The sequence below is a fragment of the Mesorhizobium sp. CA8 genome (genome assembly GCF_020164955.1).
Lineage (GTDB): Bacteria > Pseudomonadota > Alphaproteobacteria > Rhizobiales > Rhizobiaceae > Mesorhizobium.
Window position 1 is genome coordinate 46991 of sequence record NZ_JAIUHG010000021.1, and the last position, 17053, is coordinate 64043.

The 17053-nt window shown below is 63.0% G+C and carries 18 protein-coding genes and 1 tRNA gene; 8 read left to right on the forward strand and 11 right to left on the reverse strand.

Annotation, left to right across the window (positions count from 1 at the left end; genetic code table 11):
- Positions 1-83: 83 nt before the first annotated feature.
- The 3 genes from LB553_RS21460 to LB553_RS21470 all read right to left on the reverse strand — a co-directional run bounded on the left by LB553_RS21460 (position 84) and on the right by LB553_RS21470 (position 2091).
- Entirely contained in the window at positions 84-839 is a 756-nt protein-coding gene (locus tag LB553_RS21460) for a hypothetical protein (RefSeq protein WP_224516308.1), read from the reverse strand.
- 167 nt (positions 840-1006) lie between these two features.
- Positions 1007-1082: transfer RNA gene (locus LB553_RS21465), tRNA-Lys, on the reverse strand.
- Positions 1083-1188: 106 nt separating this feature from the next.
- A complete protein-coding gene (locus LB553_RS21470; RefSeq protein ID WP_224516309.1) occupies positions 1189-2091 on the reverse strand; it encodes a PhzF family phenazine biosynthesis protein in 903 nt (300 codons plus the stop codon).
- 132 nt (positions 2092-2223) lie between these two features.
- Here LB553_RS21470 and LB553_RS21475 point away from each other — a divergent pair, with 132 nt between their 5' ends.
- Genes LB553_RS21475 through LB553_RS21485 form a run of 3 tightly spaced genes read left to right on the forward strand, consistent with a single transcriptional unit; the run spans position 2224 to position 5436 of the window.
- Positions 2224-3510, forward strand: a complete 1287-nt coding sequence (locus tag LB553_RS21475) for an efflux RND transporter periplasmic adaptor subunit (protein ID WP_224516310.1) — start codon at positions 2224-2226, stop codon at positions 3508-3510.
- Between the two features lie 4 nt (positions 3511-3514).
- Positions 3515-4222, forward strand: a complete 708-nt coding sequence (locus LB553_RS21480; RefSeq protein ID WP_095764811.1) for an ABC transporter ATP-binding protein — start codon at positions 3515-3517, stop codon at positions 4220-4222.
- Entirely contained in the window at positions 4219-5436 is a 1218-nt protein-coding gene (locus tag LB553_RS21485; protein WP_095764810.1) for an ABC transporter permease, read from the forward strand. Before LB553_RS21480 ends, LB553_RS21485 begins: the two co-directional genes overlap by 4 nt.
- 71 nt (positions 5437-5507) lie before the next feature.
- Here LB553_RS21485 and LB553_RS21490 read toward each other — a convergent pair whose 3' ends face one another.
- Positions 5508-6224, reverse strand: coding sequence for a hypothetical protein (locus tag LB553_RS21490; protein WP_224516371.1), 717 nt, complete (start codon positions 6222-6224; stop codon positions 5508-5510).
- Positions 6225-6229: 5 nt separating this feature from the next.
- Positions 6230-7342: an endonuclease/exonuclease/phosphatase family protein gene (locus LB553_RS21495; RefSeq protein ID WP_224516311.1), complete on the reverse strand. Its 1113-nt coding sequence runs from the start codon at positions 7340-7342 to the stop codon at positions 6230-6232.
- A 165-nt stretch (positions 7343-7507) separates the two neighbouring features.
- On the opposite strand from LB553_RS21495, the gene LB553_RS21500 reads away from it, so the two are divergent.
- Positions 7508-8092, forward strand: coding sequence for a BA14K family protein (locus LB553_RS21500; protein ID WP_224516312.1), 585 nt, complete (start codon positions 7508-7510; stop codon positions 8090-8092).
- A 171-nt stretch (positions 8093-8263) separates the two neighbouring features.
- The gene (locus tag LB553_RS21505; protein ID WP_224516372.1) at positions 8264-8548 is read left to right on the forward strand and encodes a PilZ domain-containing protein; all 285 of its coding nucleotides are present in this window, start codon (positions 8264-8266) and stop codon (positions 8546-8548) included.
- A 180-nt stretch (positions 8549-8728) separates the two neighbouring features.
- On the opposite strand, the gene ilvC is transcribed toward LB553_RS21505, so the two are convergent.
- From ilvC to LB553_RS21520, 3 genes are all read right to left on the reverse strand, one after another.
- A complete protein-coding gene (gene ilvC / locus LB553_RS21510; protein WP_224516313.1) occupies positions 8729-9748 on the reverse strand; it encodes a ketol-acid reductoisomerase in 1020 nt (339 codons plus the stop codon).
- 25 nt (positions 9749-9773) lie between these two features.
- Positions 9774-10424, reverse strand: a complete 651-nt coding sequence (locus tag LB553_RS21515; protein WP_263484168.1) for a TetR/AcrR family transcriptional regulator — start codon at positions 10422-10424, stop codon at positions 9774-9776.
- Between the two features lie 132 nt (positions 10425-10556).
- A complete protein-coding gene (locus LB553_RS21520; protein ID WP_224516315.1) occupies positions 10557-11012 on the reverse strand; it encodes a MarR family winged helix-turn-helix transcriptional regulator in 456 nt (151 codons plus the stop codon).
- 96 nt (positions 11013-11108) lie between these two features.
- Here LB553_RS21520 and LB553_RS21525 point away from each other — a divergent pair, with 96 nt between their 5' ends.
- Positions 11109-11414 (forward strand): Rieske (2Fe-2S) protein, encoded by a 306-nt coding sequence (locus LB553_RS21525; protein WP_224516316.1) that lies wholly within the window; start codon positions 11109-11111, stop codon positions 11412-11414.
- A 1-nt stretch (position 11415) separates the two neighbouring features.
- A complete protein-coding gene (locus LB553_RS21530; RefSeq protein WP_224516317.1) occupies positions 11416-12135 on the forward strand; it encodes a glutathione S-transferase family protein in 720 nt (239 codons plus the stop codon).
- Here LB553_RS21530 and LB553_RS21535 read toward each other — a convergent pair.
- Both LB553_RS21535 and LB553_RS21540 read right to left on the reverse strand, forming a co-directional pair.
- Positions 12089-13318 carry an FAD-dependent oxidoreductase gene (locus LB553_RS21535; RefSeq protein ID WP_224516318.1) on the reverse strand — a complete coding sequence of 410 codons (1230 nt, stop codon included), beginning with the start codon at positions 13316-13318 and terminating at the stop codon, positions 12089-12091. The two genes, LB553_RS21530 and LB553_RS21535, sit on opposite strands and share 47 nt — an antisense overlap.
- Positions 13319-13403: 85 nt before the next feature.
- Positions 13404-13814, reverse strand: a complete 411-nt coding sequence (locus LB553_RS21540) for a winged helix-turn-helix transcriptional regulator (RefSeq protein WP_224516319.1) — start codon at positions 13812-13814, stop codon at positions 13404-13406.
- Positions 13815-13982: 168 nt separating this feature from the next.
- Between LB553_RS21540 and LB553_RS21545 the strand changes: the two genes are divergently transcribed.
- On the forward strand, positions 13983-14876 hold the full coding sequence (locus LB553_RS21545) for an SDR family oxidoreductase (RefSeq protein WP_224516320.1): 894 nt from the start codon (positions 13983-13985) through the stop codon (positions 14874-14876).
- A 147-nt stretch (positions 14877-15023) separates the two neighbouring features.
- Here the strand turns inward: LB553_RS21545 and LB553_RS21550 are convergent, their stop codons facing one another.
- Positions 15024-16943, reverse strand: a complete 1920-nt coding sequence (locus LB553_RS21550; protein WP_224516321.1) for a potassium transporter Kup — start codon at positions 16941-16943, stop codon at positions 15024-15026.
- Positions 16944-17053 lie beyond the last annotated feature (110 nt).

Genomic DNA, 17053 nt, shown 5'->3' on the forward strand with positions numbered 1-17053 from the left:
CAAGGATCATCGCCATGGGCGGCGCTTCAGCCAAGTCGTCGTCACATCGTGATGGTCAACGTGGCTTGTGGAGACCGCCCTGCTCACCTAAGCGTCCGGGGGCGGCCCTCAATGGGCTCCAGTTGATTGGGCCTGTTGAAAAGGTCCATGCGTTCCAGCGGCCCATGAAAGTGTATCTTGGCAACAAAGTCAGGATACGCTGCCTTCACATCCGCCGCGCTCACTTCAGCCCTCGCAAATCTGATAAGTAAGTCTGCTGCGTCTTTGCCAATGAAATTAGCTTTTTTATTTATATCTTGCTCTATCTCGGCCATCGCCTCATCGCTAGAAATCAGGTATTCATTCATTTTTCTGTGTAATACTGCAAATCGTCCTAGAAGATACTGGAACAAAGCCACAATTCCCCCAAGAGAAATAATTGAAATAGAAGTTACAGTCCTCTGAGCAAAAGATATAGATTCTTTATCCGGTAAGTTAAACGAAAACCCTATCAAAAATACAGACAGCATCGCTGCATATATACCACATCTTACCATAACAAATCCAAAATAATTTATCCTTGCTTGATAGTATGGAGTTGCACCAAGGTATCTTGCTTCACTTATCCACGCAGCCCTGGAAAATAAACTTTTAAAAGTTCTCTTTTTACTCCAAATCATACCTGATATCTTTGGCGTCAGAATATTAGCTACAACCGCCAAAACGAAACCTATCGCCAGCGTTGTTATTGGATTTGCCAGCCAATGCAAAATCATGTCCACTGGTGTCCGCTCCCCGGTTTGCCTGCTATCCCAATCAATTTTATCATCATGTGCAATCTCTACAACCTCACCAGCCAAGACGCAGTCCGCGAGTGGGCGCGCGCGTCGCTGTGAGTGGGTTTTGCGAGACTGCTTGGTCCTGCCTGCGCTTCGGAGCCAGCGGAGATCGCCAAGTCAAGCCTGTGACGTAAGCGGAAAACGTCGCCAGCCAACCAGCGGAAATCTTCTTAAGCGGTTGAAAGATTTGGTGGGTGTGCACAGGATCGAACTGTGGACCCGCTGATTAAGAGTCAGCTGCTCTACCAACTGAGCTACACACCCACACCGCCGGGAAAACCAGCGTCGGCGGCGCATATAGCCGCCGCTTTCGGTGATGTCTAGGCCCTGCCGGATCATTTCCCGACAAATCGCTGAATTACCGCAGGTGTCACACGAATAGCTTGCCTTCAGCCACCTTGATCGCATGGCCGCCAATGCGTGCGGAGGCCAGTTTCCCGCCATCGACATTGAGCTCGAGCCGGATGCGCGAGGGCCGGCCCATTTCCAGGCCCTGCTCGATCCAGAGCTGCGAGATGCCGTCGGTCGGGGCGTCGAAATGCATGATGGCGCCCGCAAAGGCGGCCGCGGCCGAACCGGTCGCGGGGTCCTCATAGGAAGGCGTGCCGGGCACGATCATGCGCACATGGAACGCGCTGTCGTGATGTACCGTCTCGCGGCAATAGACATAGGGGCTGGCGAAGGCCCATTCGCTCTTGCGGGGTGCCAATTCCGACCATGCCTGGTTGTCGAGCCTGATCTTGGCCGCCTCCTCCAACCCGGCAACCGGAATCGTCACATAAGGCACGCCGGCCGACCAGAAGGCGACACGGTGATTCTCGAAGCCGATCTCGTGCGGGGCAAGGCCGAGCGCCGCGCCGATCGCTTCCGGGTCAGCCTTGAGCTCCAAGGGTTCCGGCAGTTTCGCCAGGTCGAACTCGGCGAAGGTCGAGCCGTCATGCTTGCTCACCGCGCAGCGCACCGGTCCGATATTCTCCTCCAGCACGAAAATGCCGGCGGCCTCCCCGGCGAGTTCGGCCAGCGCGATTGCCGAGCCGACCGTCGGATGGCCCGCGAAAGGCATCTCATAGTCGGGCGTGAAGATGCGGATGCGGTTGCGGTGCTTGGGATTGTCGGGGGGCAGCACGAACACCGTCTCGGACAGATTGAATTCGCGCGCGACCGCCTGCATGCCGGCAGTGTCGAGCCCGTCGCTATCCAGCACCACCGCAAGCGGATTTCCGGCCAGCCTTTCGGTGGTAAACACATCGTAAAGCAAGTAATTGCGCGCCATGGAGAAAACCTTTCGCCTCGCCCCGAATTTCTGCCTCAATCCAAACATGAGGGAAATTTAATTTGAAATTCGAACCTCAAGGCCTGATTTGTGGACGGATAGGGACATCCATTTTCAGCATAGGGGTCCGGCGTGGACCAGCTTGTCAATCCGCCAAACGCGGAATCCGGTACTTCCATAGAGGCAGCGCTCGGGCTCGACCGCAAGGGCGTAAGCCGCAAACGTCGCCGCTTCTGGCTCTACGCGCTGCTGGCGATAGCGATCATCGCCGCCGGCATTGCCCTCTATCGATGGTATGCCGCAGCACCTCCCAGGATCGAATACACCGCCGTGCCCGCGGCGATCGCCGACCTCACCGTCGCGGTATCGGCCACCGGCACGCTGCAGCCGCTGACCCAGGTCGACATCTCCAGCGAGCTTTCCGGCATCGTCCGCTCGGTCGCGGTCAATGAGAATCAGCAGGTCAAGAAGGGCGACGTGCTGGCGAGGCTCGACACCGCCAAGCTCGAAGTCCAGATCGAACGCGCCACCGCCTCCGCCAAGGCGGCGGCAGCAAGCGTCGAGAACGCCAAGGTTACCCTGCAGGAGAACGAGAACGCGGTCGTGCGCGCAAGCGCGCTGACCAAGCGCGGCATGGCGACGGACCAATCGCTCGAAGCGGCGACGGCGACGCGCGATCGCTCGAAGGCGGCGCTCGACAGCGCCGAAGCCAATCTCGCCATCGCCCAGGCCGATCTCAAGGCGCAGCAGACCGATCTCGCCAAGAGCACCATCTATGCGCCGATCGATGGCATCGTGCTGACGCGCTCGGTCGATCCCGGCCAGACCGTCGCGTCCTCGCTTCAGGCGCCGGTGCTCTTCGTCATCGCCGCCGACCTGAGGAACATGGAATTGCAGGCCGCCGTCGACGAGGCCGATATCGGCCAGGTCAAGCCCGGCCAGCACGCGCGCTTCACCGTCGACGCTTTCCCGGACCGACCCTTCGACGCCGAGATCCGCGACATCTCCTACGCCTCGGTCACCACCGACGGCGTCGTCACCTACAAAGCGCGGCTCGAAGTCGATAATGGCGAGCTTCTCTTGCGGCCCGGCATGACGGCAACGGTGTCGGTCGTCACCCGGCAGGCCAAGGGCGTGCTTACCGTCCCGTCGACCGCCTTCCGCTATCGCCCGATGCAACAGACCGCCCGCGGCTGGAGCTTGCGCGACCTCTTCACCGGCCGAATGGGCCGCCCGAACCGCCAAGCCGAGGCAACGAAGGCGCCGACCGACGGCTCGCGCACGCTTTATGTGCTGGAGAACGGCCGACCGCACCCGGTCAACGTCAGGATCGGCTCCACCGACGGCGAGTTGACCGAGATCACGTCCGGCCTCGATGAGGGCGCTGAGGTCATCACCGGCGCACAGCAGCGGAGCTGACGAAATGTCGGCTCCCCTGCTCATCACCTTCGACAAGGTCTGGAAGAGCTATGGCGAGGGCGAGGCTCGCGTGCACGCGCTGGCCGGCGTCGATCTCGCCATTCGGCGCGGCGAATTCGTCGCCATCATGGGTCCCTCCGGCTCGGGCAAATCGACGGCGATGAATATCATCGGCTGCCTCGATACGCCGACAGCCGGAACCTACTCTTTCACGGGCATCGATGCGGGACGGCTCGACCGCAACCGCCGCGCGCTTTTGCGCAACCTCTATGTCGGCTTCGTCTTCCAGGGCTACAATCTCCTGCCGCGCACCACCGCGGCAGAAAATGTCGAGCTGCCGCTGATCTATCGCGGCGTCGCCGCGCGCGAGCGCCGCGATCTCGCCATGCAGGCGCTGGCCGAGGTCGGGCTTGTCGGGCGCGAGCATCACACGCCGGCCGAGCTTTCGGGCGGCCAGCAGCAGCGCGTGGCGATCGCCCGCGCCATCGTCACCAGGCCGACGCTGCTGGTCGCCGACGAACCGACCGGCAATCTCGACACCGCGCGTACGCATGAAATCATGGAGTTGATGACCAGGCTCAATGCCGAGCTCGGTCTCTCCATTGTCATGGTCACCCATGAGGCCGACGTCGCCGGCTATGCCGGCCGCACAATCCGCTTCCTCGACGGCCATGTCGCCTCCGATACTTTGAAAGCGGAGGAAGCAGCATGATCTGGGAAACTGTCCGCCTCTCGCTGCGCTCGATCCGCCGCAATGTGTTGCGCTCCTTCCTGACATTGCTTGGCATCGTCATCGGCGTCGCCGCCGTCATCGCCATGCTCACCATCGGCTCCGGCACGACGGAGAAGGTCAAGGCCGATATTTCCAAGCTCGGCAGCAACCTGCTCGTCGTCCGCGCCGGCCGGCCGGCAGGACCCGGCGGACCGGGAGGGCTCGACCAGGCGGTGCGGCCGCTGGCCGAAAAGGATGTCATGGCGCTCGTCGCGCATCTGAGCGGCGCCCGCGCGATTTCACCGGCCTCGCAAAAGCAGGTCCGCGTCATCTTCGGCACCGAAAGCCTGACTTCGGGCGTGACCGGCACCGACAGCGCCTATCTCGACGCCCGCGACTGGAAACTGGTCTCCGGGCGGCCGTTCAGCGATTCCGAAACGCGCGCCGGCGCCGGTGTGTGCCTGATCGGCGAAACCGTGCGACAGCAATTCTTCGGCGCCGGCGATCCGGAGGGCGAGATCATCCGTGTCAACCGCACCTCCTGCAAGATCATCGGCCTGCTCGAGCCCAAGGGCTATACCGGCTTCGGCCAGGACCAGGACAATGTCGTGCTGATGCCGCTGCACGCCTATCAGCGACGCATCGCCGGCAACCGCGACATCGACAACATCTATATCGCCGCCGACGACCGCACGCCGACCGGTGAGCTGCAGCCGCGCGTGGAGGACATTTTGCGCGACACGCGCCGTATCACGCCGGATCGCGATCCCGATTTCGCCATCCGCGACATGACCCAGATCGCCGATGCGATGACCAGCGCCACCACCACCATGACCGGCATGCTGGGCGCCGTCGCCGGCGTCAGCCTCCTGGTCGGCGGCATCGGCATCATGAACATCATGCTGGTCTCGGTCACCGAGCGCACGCGCGAGATCGGCATCAGGCTGGCCATCGGCGCGCACGAAAAGCACATCCTCATCCAGTTCCTGGTCGAGGCGACGGTGCTGTCGCTCTTTGGCGGCATCATCGGCATCCTGATCGGCCTGTCGCTGGCCGGCATGGCCTCGATGGCGCTGACGATACCCTTCGCGCCAAGCCCCGCCGTCATCCTGCTCGCCGTCGGCTTCTCGGCGCTGATCGGCATGGTGTTCGGCTTCTTCCCGGCGCTGCGCGGCGCAAGGCTCGACCCGATCGACGCGCTGCGGCACGAATAATCAGAGGCAGCGTTCTGCGCCTGTGCGCCGATCTTGCGGTGACGCAGCGCGGAGAGAGCGGCTGGGTGCTGCTAACGGCCGCCGCCGAAATGCCACTCGACCAGCGGCTTCATGTGCGGCATCAAGCCATCGGGCAGATCGCCGGCGTGGCGGATGATCACCGGCCCCTCGATCTCCGGCTCGGTCTCGGCGGCGACGAAGGCGGTGATGCGCCGCGCCAGCTCGTCGGCCGGTTCGGCCACGTGGTAGCGGCGGAAGATCACCGTGCCGCTTGCCGTCGATAGCGCGTGATAGCGCTGTCCGCGCTCGGCCGTCGAAAGGTCCAGCCCGGTCTCCTCCCTCACCTCGCGGATCATGTTGAAGTCGACATCGACGAGCCCGTCGCGGAAATCGATCGGCTCGAAGGAGCCGGCAGCGAAATAGACGCGGCCGGCATTGACCGTGTGCGGCCCCATGCGGATCGCCACCAGCGCATTGTCGCCGGCAACCAGCACGGCATGCGCGTAGGCGTGCTCGGCGCCGGAATTCTCGCGCCGCCTGCGCCACAGCAGGAACGTCGAATAGTTCACCGCATGGCAGCGGCCGACGAGGCGGCCGTCGCGGTAGGCAAGCTGGGAAAGCAGCACCACGGCGCCGTCGAACAATGCCGGATTGGCGGCGATCTCCTGCCGCCAGTTCTCGGCGATGGCTGCCGCATTGCTGCGCGCAAAGGGATGCGGGCCGGGATCGAGGCGGACGTCGACCGCATCGAGCGGCAGGATGACATTGCGTGGCAGATCGAAACTCAAGAGGGTCACGCCATGTCCAGGGTGATCGCAATCGGACAATGGTCCGACGCTTTCGGCCTGTCCCACCCGACGCGCGGGAAACGCTCGACCTCTTGTCCGGGCGGGAAGATGGTGCGCCAGGGCTGGCCGTTGCGGATGATGTCGGGAACGGCAGTGGCATTCTTCGCCGCCAGCGCCTTCGACAGCAGGATATAATCGAGCTGGCAAAGATGCCGCTCCTCCGGGCCGCGCGTGTGGTAGAAGCTCCAGCGATCCATCTCCGGCCGCCGCTCGACGACATTCTCGCAAAAGCCGCCGGCGGTAAGCACATCGATCGAGGACCGGGTTTCGTCGACAACCTTGAAACGGTAGCCGTCGATGGCATCGCCCTCGATCTTCACGCGCTGCCGGTAGTCGTTGAGGTCGCCGCAGATCGCCCAGCGCTTGTCGGCGGCGTGGTCCTTGCCGAAACGCTCCTCGATGATGCGGCGCACTGCCTGCGCCTCGGCGATGCGCAGCGGCATCGACGCCTCGCGGCCATTCAGCCCGTTGCGCGGCGGACCCATGGATTTGAAATGCACGAGATAGAGGGTCAGCGGCGCGCCGCCGACCCTCAGGTCGATCTCCACGCAATCGCGGCGAAAGATACGTTCATTGGCAAGATAGCCGAACGTGGCGAGTTCCGGCGTGAACAGCCCGAACTCCTCGAAGGTGACATAGGCGTGGCTGGTCATGCGCACGAATTCGATCGGCTGCCCTTGCGCGGTCTCGTTGCGCATCATCACGGCGACATCGATGCCGCGCGTGTCGTTGCCGGCGGTGGTGTATTTCTGCCGGTAGCCCTGCCCGACCATCTTGAACAGATAGCCATATTCGAAGGCCTTCAGCGCCTCGATATTGTCGACCTCCTGCATGCAGATGATATCGGCGCGGGTGGCCGCGATGGCGAGCGCCGTCAGCTGACGGGTGTCGTCGGATTGGGCGATCGTACGGGCCTGTTCGAGGATGCGGTATTCGGCCTCGCTCTGGATGTCGAACAGGGCCAGCGTGCGGTCTTCATTGAGTTGGTTGCGATAGCCCGAGAAATCGAACCTGTTCATCAGGTTCTCGACATTGAAGGTGGCGAGGCGCAGCGACATGGCCGTGACCTTTGCCCGCAAGCGCGAGCGAAAACAAGAGCCAGGCCGATGCTCGTTATGGTTGATGGAACCTTTCTGTTCATCCTCCGTTCAGACGGAAAGTTCCAACAATAGGCCTCTTCCCGGGGGTGCTGGGCGTGGGGCCTTTACTCCTTGGAGAGTGAAATGAAACCGCTTTTCTCTTCCCTTCGATCCGGGCTCCTGGCCCTGGGTTTCGTTGCCGGCGTGACGGCACCGTCGGTGGCCGGCCCGATCTTGCAACCCGATCTGTCGACCGCAACCAGCACGGCGGCAACCATCATACCCATCCGCGACAGCTGGGCCGGCGGCAACGACCGGGGGGGGATGTATGATTGGCGCTGGCGGCGCGGTGGCGACTGGCGGGGCCGGGATTTCAGATGGCGCGGCGACGACTTCCGCTCTCGTCATTTCTCCCGCAACTGGGATGGCGGCGACTGGCGCTGGCGGCATCATCGCCACCATCGGGGTTTCGATAGTGGCGACGCCGCCCTTCTGGGGCTGGGGCTAGGCCTGGGCCTGGGTAGCCTCGCCTACAACAACTACTACGATCCATACTATTACGATCCTTACCCGCGCTACGTTCAGCCGCGGCGCATCTACCGGACCGAGCGGCTTTCCAGGGCCCATGTCCAATGGTGCTACGACCGCTACCGGTCCTATCGGGCTTGGGACAACACGTTCCAGCCCAACTACGGCCCGCGCCGGCAGTGCATCTCGCCCTATATCTGAGCCCGTCGGCAGGAAGGATGAGACGGCGCCCATCGCGGGCGCCGTTTTATTTGCCGCAACCTGTGCCCGCCATCGGCCGATAACCCTAAATTCATCGGCGGCGGCTATTCATCCATGCCGATGTCTCTCAATATGACGATTCGCGCGAACGGGGTGCGAGACGTGCTCGCCATGGCCGAAAACGAACACAGAAATCAACACAGGCAACGCGTGCTCAAAGGCGCGGCGATCCTGACCGGCATCAACAATTCCGAGGTCAGATGCACGGTGCGCAACATGCATGCGAACGGCGCGGAGCTGAAAGTGCCGATCGATGCGCGCGTGCCCGACGAATTCCTGCTCTACGTGCCGGTCGACGGCATCGGCTACAAGGCGGTGGTGCGCTGGCGCCGCGAGGATCGCATCGGCGTCGAGTTCACCGGCACCGAGCCCAAGCCACACTGGCACTACGGTTGAGCAGCGGCAACGCTGCGCACCCCGCAACGAAAAAGCCGGCGGATCGATCCGCCGGCTTTGATAATTTGACACGAAACTTCGCCTTAGTTCTTGGCCTTGTCGACCAGCTTGTTGTTGGCGATCGCCCGCGCAACCGCAGGGCAAAGCCCGAGGACGCGCAGGCAAAAGATGTGAGTCGCCTTAGTTCTTCGCCTTGTCGACCAGCTTGTTTTTGGCGATCCACGGCATCATCGCGCGCAGCTTGGCGCCGACTTCCTCGATCTGGTGGCTGTCGTTGTTGCGGCGGATGCCCTTGAAGCGCGACAGGCCGGCCCGATATTCCTGCATCCATTCCGAGGTGAACTTGCCGGTCTGGATGTCCTTCAGGATGCGCTTCATCTCAGCTTTGGTTTCGGCGGTGATGATGCGCGGACCCGAGACATATTCGCCCCATTCGGCGGTGTTCGAGATCGAGTAGTTCATGTTGGCGATGCCGCCTTCATAGATCAGGTCGACGATCAGCTTCACCTCGTGCAGGCACTCGAAATAGGCCATCTCCGGCGCATAGCCGGCTTCCACCAGCGTCTCGAAGCCGGCGCGGATCAGTTCGACCAGGCCGCCGCACAGCACGACCTGCTCGCCGAACAGATCGGTCTCGCACTCCTCGCGGAAGTTGGTCTCGATGATGCCCGAACGGCCGCCGCCGACGCCGCAGGCATAGGAGAGCGCGAGGTCGAGCGCGTTGCCCGAAGCGTCCTGATTAACGGCGACCAGGCACGGCACGCCGCCGCCCTTCTGGTATTCGCCGCGCACCGTGTGGCCCGGGCCCTTCGGCGCGATCATGACGACGTCGACCGAGGCCTTCGGCTCGATCAGGCCGAAATGCACGTTGAGGCCGTGCGCGAAGGCGATCGCCGCACCATCGCGGATGTTCGCCGCGATCTCGTTTTTGTAGATGTCGGCCTGCAATTCGTCGGGCGTCGCCATCATCATCAGGTCGGCCCATTTGGCGGCGTCCGCCACGCTCATCACCTTGAGCCCGTCGGCCTCGACCTTCTTTGCGGTCGCCGAGCCGGCCTTGAGACCGATGGCGATCTCCTTGACGCCGGAATCCTTGAGGTTGAGCGCATGCGCCCGGCCCTGGCTGCCATAGCCGATGATGGCGACCTTCTTGCCCTTGATCAGATTGAGATCGGCGTCACGATCGTAATAGACACGCATTTTGGTCTTCCTTCCCTTTTGAAGATCAGAGGCTTTGCAGCCGGTTGTTTGCTCCGAAGAGAGCGAGAAACTGCTGCGTCGCGCGGCGGGCATCGCCGCCGATTGTCGCCTCAGTCAATTCCACCCGGTCGCCGAGCAGCAGACGGATCTGCACATCGCGGCCGACCAGGCCGAAAAAGGTCCGGAACGCCGTCTCGGCGTCCTCGAAATCGAGCAGCCCTGCCTGCCGGCCGGCTTCAAGCACCGGCTTCAGCCGCCTGGCAAGCGCGAAGCGGCCATTCTGCAGCACGATGGCGCCGAGGTCATCTTTCCCGGAGCCGGCATGGCCGACCGCCACACGGTTGAGCGCGATCGACGTATCGCTGGAGATCACCTTGAGCCAGTCGGAGGCGAAGCGTTCGAGGCTTGCCGTCAGCGACGCGAGGTCGAGCCCCTTGCGGTCGACCGGTGTCACACGCACCTTGGAGGCCTGCCACTGCACCGTCGCCGTCAGCAGGCCGTCGCGGTCGCCGAACCATTTGTAGAGCGTTTCCTTGGAACAGCTGGCCCGCCGCGCCACCGCGGTCATGGTGAGGTTGTCGCCCTCCTCGACTAACAGGCGAAGCGCCGCATCCAGAACCGCCTGCTGGCGCTCGGTCAGCGTTTCGCTCTTATCGATGTCGGCGCCTGCCTGCAGCACGTTCTGTCCCGCTTTTCCGGTCGCTCACAGGCGTACCGTACGTTACGGTTCGGCTTATTGCGCATTCCGGTTTCCGATGCAAGGGGCTGCTGAGAAAAATGACCGGCGAACCGGCGAAAGGCTCGCCAGCTACTCGCTGGCCGGCGGATCACGCAACCGTCCGAGCAGGCTGGCCAATGTCTTCAGGTCCTGGGCTGAAAGCCGGTCGCCAATTTGGTCAGCAATAGAAGCGCCATAGATCGCCCAGATGCGGCGGCGCATCTCCCGGCCGCTTGCCGTGATGCGAACGGTCTGCCCGCGGCCGTCATCCGAGACGGGCAGCTTCTCGATCAGGCCGTCCACTTCCAGCCGGGCCAGCAGCCTTGAGACGCTATACTGCGCCAACAGGATGCGATCGATCAGCTCGAACGGCCTTAATCCGCCCTCGCCTGCCTCTGCAAGCTCATGCAGCACGTCATACCAGGCGAGCGGCGGCAGGCCGCTGGCTTTCAGCGCGTCCTCGGTCCTTTCGACAAGTTGGCGCGAGACGCGCACCAGGCGCGCCCAGGCGGCGATGGCTTCGGGTGATGGCGATTTCTTCGTCATCGGCGCAGCCTAGAGGATAGATGCAACTGCATCAAGCTTGACGATCGATGCAAATGCATTCATATAAATGCAATTGCATCGACAAGGAGTTCTCCGATGAAACATGAAATCTGCAAGATCGCCGATATTCCGCAAACCGGCAGCCTAATCGCGCCCTTCTTCGGCCGCGAGGTCCATGTCTGGCGCAGCGGCGAGCGCATCCGCGCCGCGGCCAATGTCTGCCTGCATTTCGGCGGACCGCTAGACTGCAAGGACGGTTCACTTGTCTGCCAATGGCATGGCGCGAAGTTCGGCATGGATAACGGCGAGCGTCTCGAAGGGCCGGCGCCGAAGGGTTCCCGCCTGATGTTCTTGTCGACCCGCGTCGAAGACGGCGCGCTCAACTATGTCTGGGGCGAGTGAGATGACCGCCAGCCTCACCCTCGTCAGCCATCATTTGTGCCCGTACGTCCAGCGCGCGGCCATCTCACTCGCCGAAAAAGGCGTGCCGTTCGAGCGCGTCTATGTCGATCTTTCCGACAAGCCGGATTGGTTCAGGGCCATTTCGCCGCTCGGCAAGGTGCCGCTGCTCAGCGTCCGGCACGACCATTCGCAGGAGGTGATTTTCGAATCCGCCGTCATCCTCGAATTCCTAGAGGAGACCGAAGCCAATCCCTTGCACCCGGCCGACCCGCTGGCGCGAGCCAGGCATCGCGCCTGGATCGAATTCGGCTCGGCCATCCTCAATGCCATCGGCCGCTTCTATTCCGCTGCCGACGAAGCCGCTTTCCTCCATGAAAGCAGCGGCTTGTCCGGGATGTTCGCGCGTGTGGAGGCGGAACTGTCCGCAAGGCAAAGCGGCCGGTGGTTCGCCGGCGAGCGCTTCTCGCTGGTCGACGCCGTCTACGGACCGGTCTTCCGCTACTTCGACACGTTCGACAGCATCGGCGATTTCGGCATTCTCGACGGCAAGCCGCTCGCCCAGGCATGGCGGACAGCCTTGAGCAAACGGAAATCGGTGAAGGAGGCAGTCGGCGCGGATTACCCGCAGCGGCTGCATGCCTTCCTTCGGGCAAAGGGATCTTACCTGTCCGAGATCATCCGGCTGCAGGCCATTGCAACTCCGCAAGCCCTATCCGCCTGAACGGGTCGACCACGGTTCCCGCGACCATGGCGGCAAGGAATTGCGGTCCCGGCGGGATTCTCGCCAGTGCCGCCACCATGCGGTCACGGACAAAGGGCAAGGCTGCGGAGTCTGATTGGTAGAACGGCGTCAGCGACAGCGACAGCGCCTGGAAGACGCGCACATGCCAACGGCGCGCGCTTGCATAGGCCGCCAGCGCTTCATCGATGCCGTCCGCCTTCGCCAGCGCATGGCTGAGCGCGGCGGCGTCGAGCAGCGCCATGTTCGCGCCTTGCCCGAGTTGCGGGCTGGTCGAATGCGCGGCGTCGCCGATGACGGCAAGCCGCCGGCCGGCCGGCCGCCTCATCGTGTGATGACCGTAACGGGCGAGCGAGAGCTGCTCGAAACTGTCGATCTGGCCGGTGAAGGCCTCGCACTCCGGCCAGACCGAAACCACGCGCGCCTTCCATGCTTCGAGCCCCTCGGCCTTTAGCCGTTCGGTATCGTCCGGCTTGAGGCTCCAGAAGAAGGCCGCCATGTCCTGCGCGCCAGGCTCGGGCCGGCCGATGGGCAGCACCCCGACCATTATGCTTGCCTTGTCGTAGCGCTGCAGCAGCGCGCTTCTGTCAAAGCCGTCCCGCCAACCGAGCGACGCCCAGAATGCGCCATAGGCGAGCGGTCGCGGCATGGCGTTGTCGCCGAGATACGGTCGCAGTTTCGAGCGCGCGCCGCTGGCATCGACAATGAGGTCGAACGGTCCGAGCCGTCTGCCGTTGCTGCAGACCAGCGTCGCGCGCTCGGCCGTCTCCAGGGTCTCGACCTCGACATTGGTTTCGATGGCGATCGCTTCGCGCAAGGCAGCGCGGAAGAGCACGCCGAACAGCGCCGCCCGGTGGATCGCGAGGCCGAAGCGGCGGCCGCGCCGCGCGTCGTAGCGGACCTCAAGCACGGTGCGCCCGCTCCTGGCGTCGGTGCCGTGCAGCCGTTCGATGCGGCTGCCAAGCGAAAGGATCTCGTCGAGCAGGCCGAGATCGGCGAGCACGGTCAGCCCGGTTGGCTGCAGGATGAGGCCGGAGCCGACCGGCTTCGGCGCGTCGAAGCGCTCGAAAATAGTGACCTTGTGCCCGGCTCGCTTGAGGTAAAGCGCTGCCGCCAGCCCGGCCGGCCCCGCCCCGGCAATCGCGATCTCGTAAGACTTGCCCATCGGCCCCCCAACCCGACCCCTGCGGGGACAATCCCGCTTGGAACGCACCGGATCAATCGGGCGCTTTGACGCTTGTATCGAGAGATCAGCCTTGGGCGGCGTCGAAGGCGGCGCGCGCACCGCGCACCGCGTCATGATTGAGTTCGGCCCATTGAACGAGCTGTTGCAGAGGCAGGAACATCGAGCGCCCAAGATCGGTCAAGCTGTATTCGACGCTTGGCGGCTTGGTCGGGAACACTTCGCGATGCACATAGCCGTCGCGCTGCAGGTCATAGAGCGTCTGCGTCAGCATGCGCTGGGAGATGTCGGGAACCAGCCGCCGCAACTCGCCGAATCGGTAGGGTTTTTCTGCCAGTGCCATGACCAGCAACGAACTCCATTTACCGCTGATGCCCTGGATGACGTCACGGACCGGGCAGTCTGCGAAATTGCCGCCGTTCGTCATGGCCTTATAGAGCTCGAGCTTGGCTTTCAGGTTGAAGATCTTGCTGTCCATGGCGACATCCGCTGATCGAATTCGGCCGGCCAGAGTGGTTCCCTGGCTGTGCCTACCTCCCGAAAAAATGCCTTCTTTACGGCTTGGGGTCAATTCCTATTTTAGTGCTGGTCTCTTTTTGAGACTACCAATCGATCCGCCCTCCGACGCAATTTTCAGGAACCTCCCATGACCGAAACCCTTCTCGTCACCGGCGCCTCCGGCCAGCTTGGCCGCGCCGTCATCAATCACTTGCTCGAAGCGCAGAAAATTGCGCCAGCCAACATCATCGCCACCACGCGTAACCCCGAAAACCTCGCCGATCTGGCTGCGCGGGGCATCGCTGTTAGAGCCGCCGACTTCGACGATATGGCTTCACTGGAAGAAGCGTTCAGGGGCGCCGACCGGGTGCTTATCATCTCGACCGGCGAGCTTGACCTGAAAAGCGACCGGCGTTTGAAACAACATCAGGCAGCGGTGGCGGCGGCCAAGACAGCAGGCGTCTCGCACCTGCTGTACACCTCGATGCCAAATCCCGAGCCGGGCTCGCCGGTGCTGTTTGCCGGCGACCACTACGGCACCGAGCAGGCGATCAAGGCAAGCGGCATCCCCTACACCATCTTCCGCAACGGCTGGTATCAGGAGAACCTGTTCATGTCGCTGCCGCATGCCATTTCCTCGGGCAAGTGGTACACGTCGGCCGCCGACGGGCGCGTCGCCCACGGCGCGCGCGACGATATGGCGGCCGCCATCGCCGCCGGCCTCGCATCCGGCTCCAAGGAAAGCCACATCTACACGCTGACCGGCCCGCAGGCCTACACCACGAACGAAATTGCAGCGCTGGTAAGCGAGGTGACCGGCAAGCCGCTGGAGGTCATCCAACTGCCGGACGAGGCGCTGACCGAAGGCGTCAAGGCGGCAGGCGTTCCCGAGGATTTCGCCCGCATCATCGTCTCCTTCGACGTCAACACCCGCGCCGGCCGCATAGGCGAGGTGACCGATGCCGTCGAAAGACTCTCGGGCCGCAAGCCGCGGACGCTGAAGCAGTTCCTCGAAGCGAATAAGACGGCCCTGCTCGGCTGAAGTCTGGCGCGCCTGGGAGATCGTTCCCCCGGGCGCGCTTCACTTCGATTTCTTGAGCATTCATCGGTCGCGACAAGCGCGTCTTCCCGCGATCGCGGCGCCAGCCGAGCAAGCGCCCGCCTGCCTCGGCACTGCTCCGCCAACCTGTCAGATAGCGACCTGCGTACCGATTTCGACCACGCGTCCGGTAGGGATCTGGAAGTACTCCGTCGCGTCCGCGGCCGTTCGCGCCAGGCCGATGAACAGCCGGTCCTGCCAGACCGGCATGCCGGAATTGGGTGAGGCCTTCAATGAGCGCCGCGACAGGAAGAAGGATGTCGTCATGATGTCGAACTTCCATCCCTGCTTGCGGCAGATAGCCAAGGCGCGCGGAATGTTGGGCTGCTCCATATAGCCGAAAGTCAGCGTCACGCGCATGAAAAGCTCGTTGACGGTTTCCAGCTTGACGCGCTCGCTGTCGGGCACAACCGGCTGCGGCGCCGTCACCACCGACAGGATGACGTTCTTTTCGTGCAGCACCTTGTAATGCTTCAGGCTGTGCATCAGCGCCGTCGGCGCGCTCAGCGGATCGCTGGTCAGGAACACAGCGGTGCCCGAGACCAGCTGCGGCTTCTTCTTCAACAGGTTCGCCGCCAGGAAATCGAGCGGGATTTCGTTGCGGCGGGTCTTGTCGAACAGATAGCGGCTGCCGCGCACCCAGGTCCACATGCCGAGGATGATGGCGAAGGCGACCGCGAGCGAGGCCCAACCGCCCTCGAACACCTTGACGATGTTGGAGGCGAAGAAGCCGATGTCGATGAAAGCAAACAGCACGGTCAGCACCACGGCTCGCCACAGCGGCCATTTCCAGATGCGGGCCATGACCACGAAAAGGAGCACGGTCGTCACCAGCATGTTGCCGGTGACCGAAATGCCATAGGCTGAGGCGAGCTTGCTGGACTCGCCGAAGCCAACCACCAGCAGCATCACCACCAGCGCCAGCAGCATGTTGACACGCGGCATATAAACCTGGCCGGACTGCTTTTCCGACGTATGCAGGATTTCGAGCCGCGGCAGCATGTTGAGCTGCACCGCCTGCCGCGTCAGCGAATAGGCGCCGGAGATGACCGCCTGGCTGGCGATGACGGTCGCCGCCGTCGCCAGCACCACCATCGGGACGAGCGCCCAGCCCTCGTTCATTTCGAAGAACGGATGGCCGACCATGCCGCCCTTGGCGAGCACATAGGCGCCCTGCCCGGCATAGTTCAGGAGCAGGCAGGGAAAGACGATCGCCAGCCACGCCAGCACGATCGGCTTGCGGCCGAAATGGCCAAGGTCGGCATAAAGCGCCTCGGCGCCGGTGACCGCCAGGAAGATCGCGCCGATGGTGACGAAGGCGACGTCGGGCGAGTGGATCAGGAAGGCAACAATGTAATGCGGGCTGATCGCCCACAGTATCTCCGGATCGGCAATGATGTGGTTCAGCCCGGAAAGACCTATTGCCAGGAACCAGACGGCCGTGATCGGACCGAAGATCATGGCCACGCCGCCCGTGCCGAACCGTTGCACGGCAAACAGGATGGCGAGGATGAGCAGGGTCAGTGGAACGACATAGGGCTGGAAGGCCGGCGTGACGACATTCATGCCTTCGACCGCCGACAGCACCGAGATGGCCGGCGTGATGACGGCGTCGCCGAAAAACAGCGACGCTCCGGCAATGCCGACCGCAAGGATGATTGCCGAGCGGCTCGAAAAACTGCTGCGCGCAAGCGCCATCAGCGACAGCACGCCGCCCTCGCCGCGGTTGTCGGCACGCAGGACGAACATGATGTATTTGATCGTGACGATGATCGTCAGCGACCAGATGATCAAGGACAGCACGCCCAGAATGTCGCCGCGATCGGCGGCCGCGCCGCGCGAGGACGCCACCAACGCTTCGCGAAACGCGTAGATCGGGCTGGTGCCGATATCGCCATAGACGATGCCCAGTGCGCCAAGCATGAGAACCTTGGTGCTGTGCTGCTCGATTTCCGCGTGGCTCGATTGGTCGACGGGCTCTGCGTCTGCACTACCATTGGCAAGGGCCATGGACGACACTCCGATAAAACGCGCGGTGCTCTACGCTTGCTGCAGTGCAATATCAAGTGCCCTGACGTAAGGGCTCCCATGCCGCCGACGCACGGCTTCAAGTTTTACGG

Excerpts from the sequence above, each read along its gene's own strand:
- LB553_RS21485 (WP_095764810.1), top strand. The coding sequence starts at position 4,219 with ATGATCTGGGAAACTGTCCGCCTCTCGCTGCGCTCGATCCGCCGCAAT.
- LB553_RS21545 (WP_224516320.1), top strand. The coding sequence starts at position 13,983 with ATGACCGAAACCCTTCTCGTCACCGGCGCCTCCGGCCAGCTTGGCCGC.
- LB553_RS21525 (WP_224516316.1), top strand. The coding sequence starts at position 11,109 with ATGAAACATGAAATCTGCAAGATCGCCGATATTCCGCAAACCGGCAGC.
- LB553_RS21550 (WP_224516321.1), bottom strand. The coding sequence starts at position 16,943 with ATGGCCCTTGCCAATGGTAGTGCAGACGCAGAGCCCGTCGACCAATCG.
- LB553_RS21505 (WP_224516372.1), top strand. The coding sequence starts at position 8,264 with ATGGCCGAAAACGAACACAGAAATCAACACAGGCAACGCGTGCTCAAA.
- LB553_RS21500 (WP_224516312.1), top strand. The coding sequence starts at position 7,508 with ATGAAACCGCTTTTCTCTTCCCTTCGATCCGGGCTCCTGGCCCTGGGT.
- LB553_RS21470 (WP_224516309.1), bottom strand. The coding sequence starts at position 2,091 with ATGGCGCGCAATTACTTGCTTTACGATGTGTTTACCACCGAAAGGCTG.
- LB553_RS21530 (WP_224516317.1), top strand. The coding sequence starts at position 11,416 with ATGACCGCCAGCCTCACCCTCGTCAGCCATCATTTGTGCCCGTACGTC.
- ilvC (WP_224516313.1), bottom strand. The coding sequence starts at position 9,748 with ATGCGTGTCTATTACGATCGTGACGCCGATCTCAATCTGATCAAGGGC.
- LB553_RS21495 (WP_224516311.1), bottom strand. The coding sequence starts at position 7,342 with ATGTCGCTGCGCCTCGCCACCTTCAATGTCGAGAACCTGATGAACAGG.
- LB553_RS21520 (WP_224516315.1), bottom strand. The coding sequence starts at position 11,012 with ATGACGAAGAAATCGCCATCACCCGAAGCCATCGCCGCCTGGGCGCGC.
- LB553_RS21535 (WP_224516318.1), bottom strand. The coding sequence starts at position 13,318 with ATGGGCAAGTCTTACGAGATCGCGATTGCCGGGGCGGGGCCGGCCGGG.
- LB553_RS21480 (WP_095764811.1), top strand. The coding sequence starts at position 3,515 with ATGTCGGCTCCCCTGCTCATCACCTTCGACAAGGTCTGGAAGAGCTAT.
- LB553_RS21540 (WP_224516319.1), bottom strand. The coding sequence starts at position 13,814 with ATGGACAGCAAGATCTTCAACCTGAAAGCCAAGCTCGAGCTCTATAAG.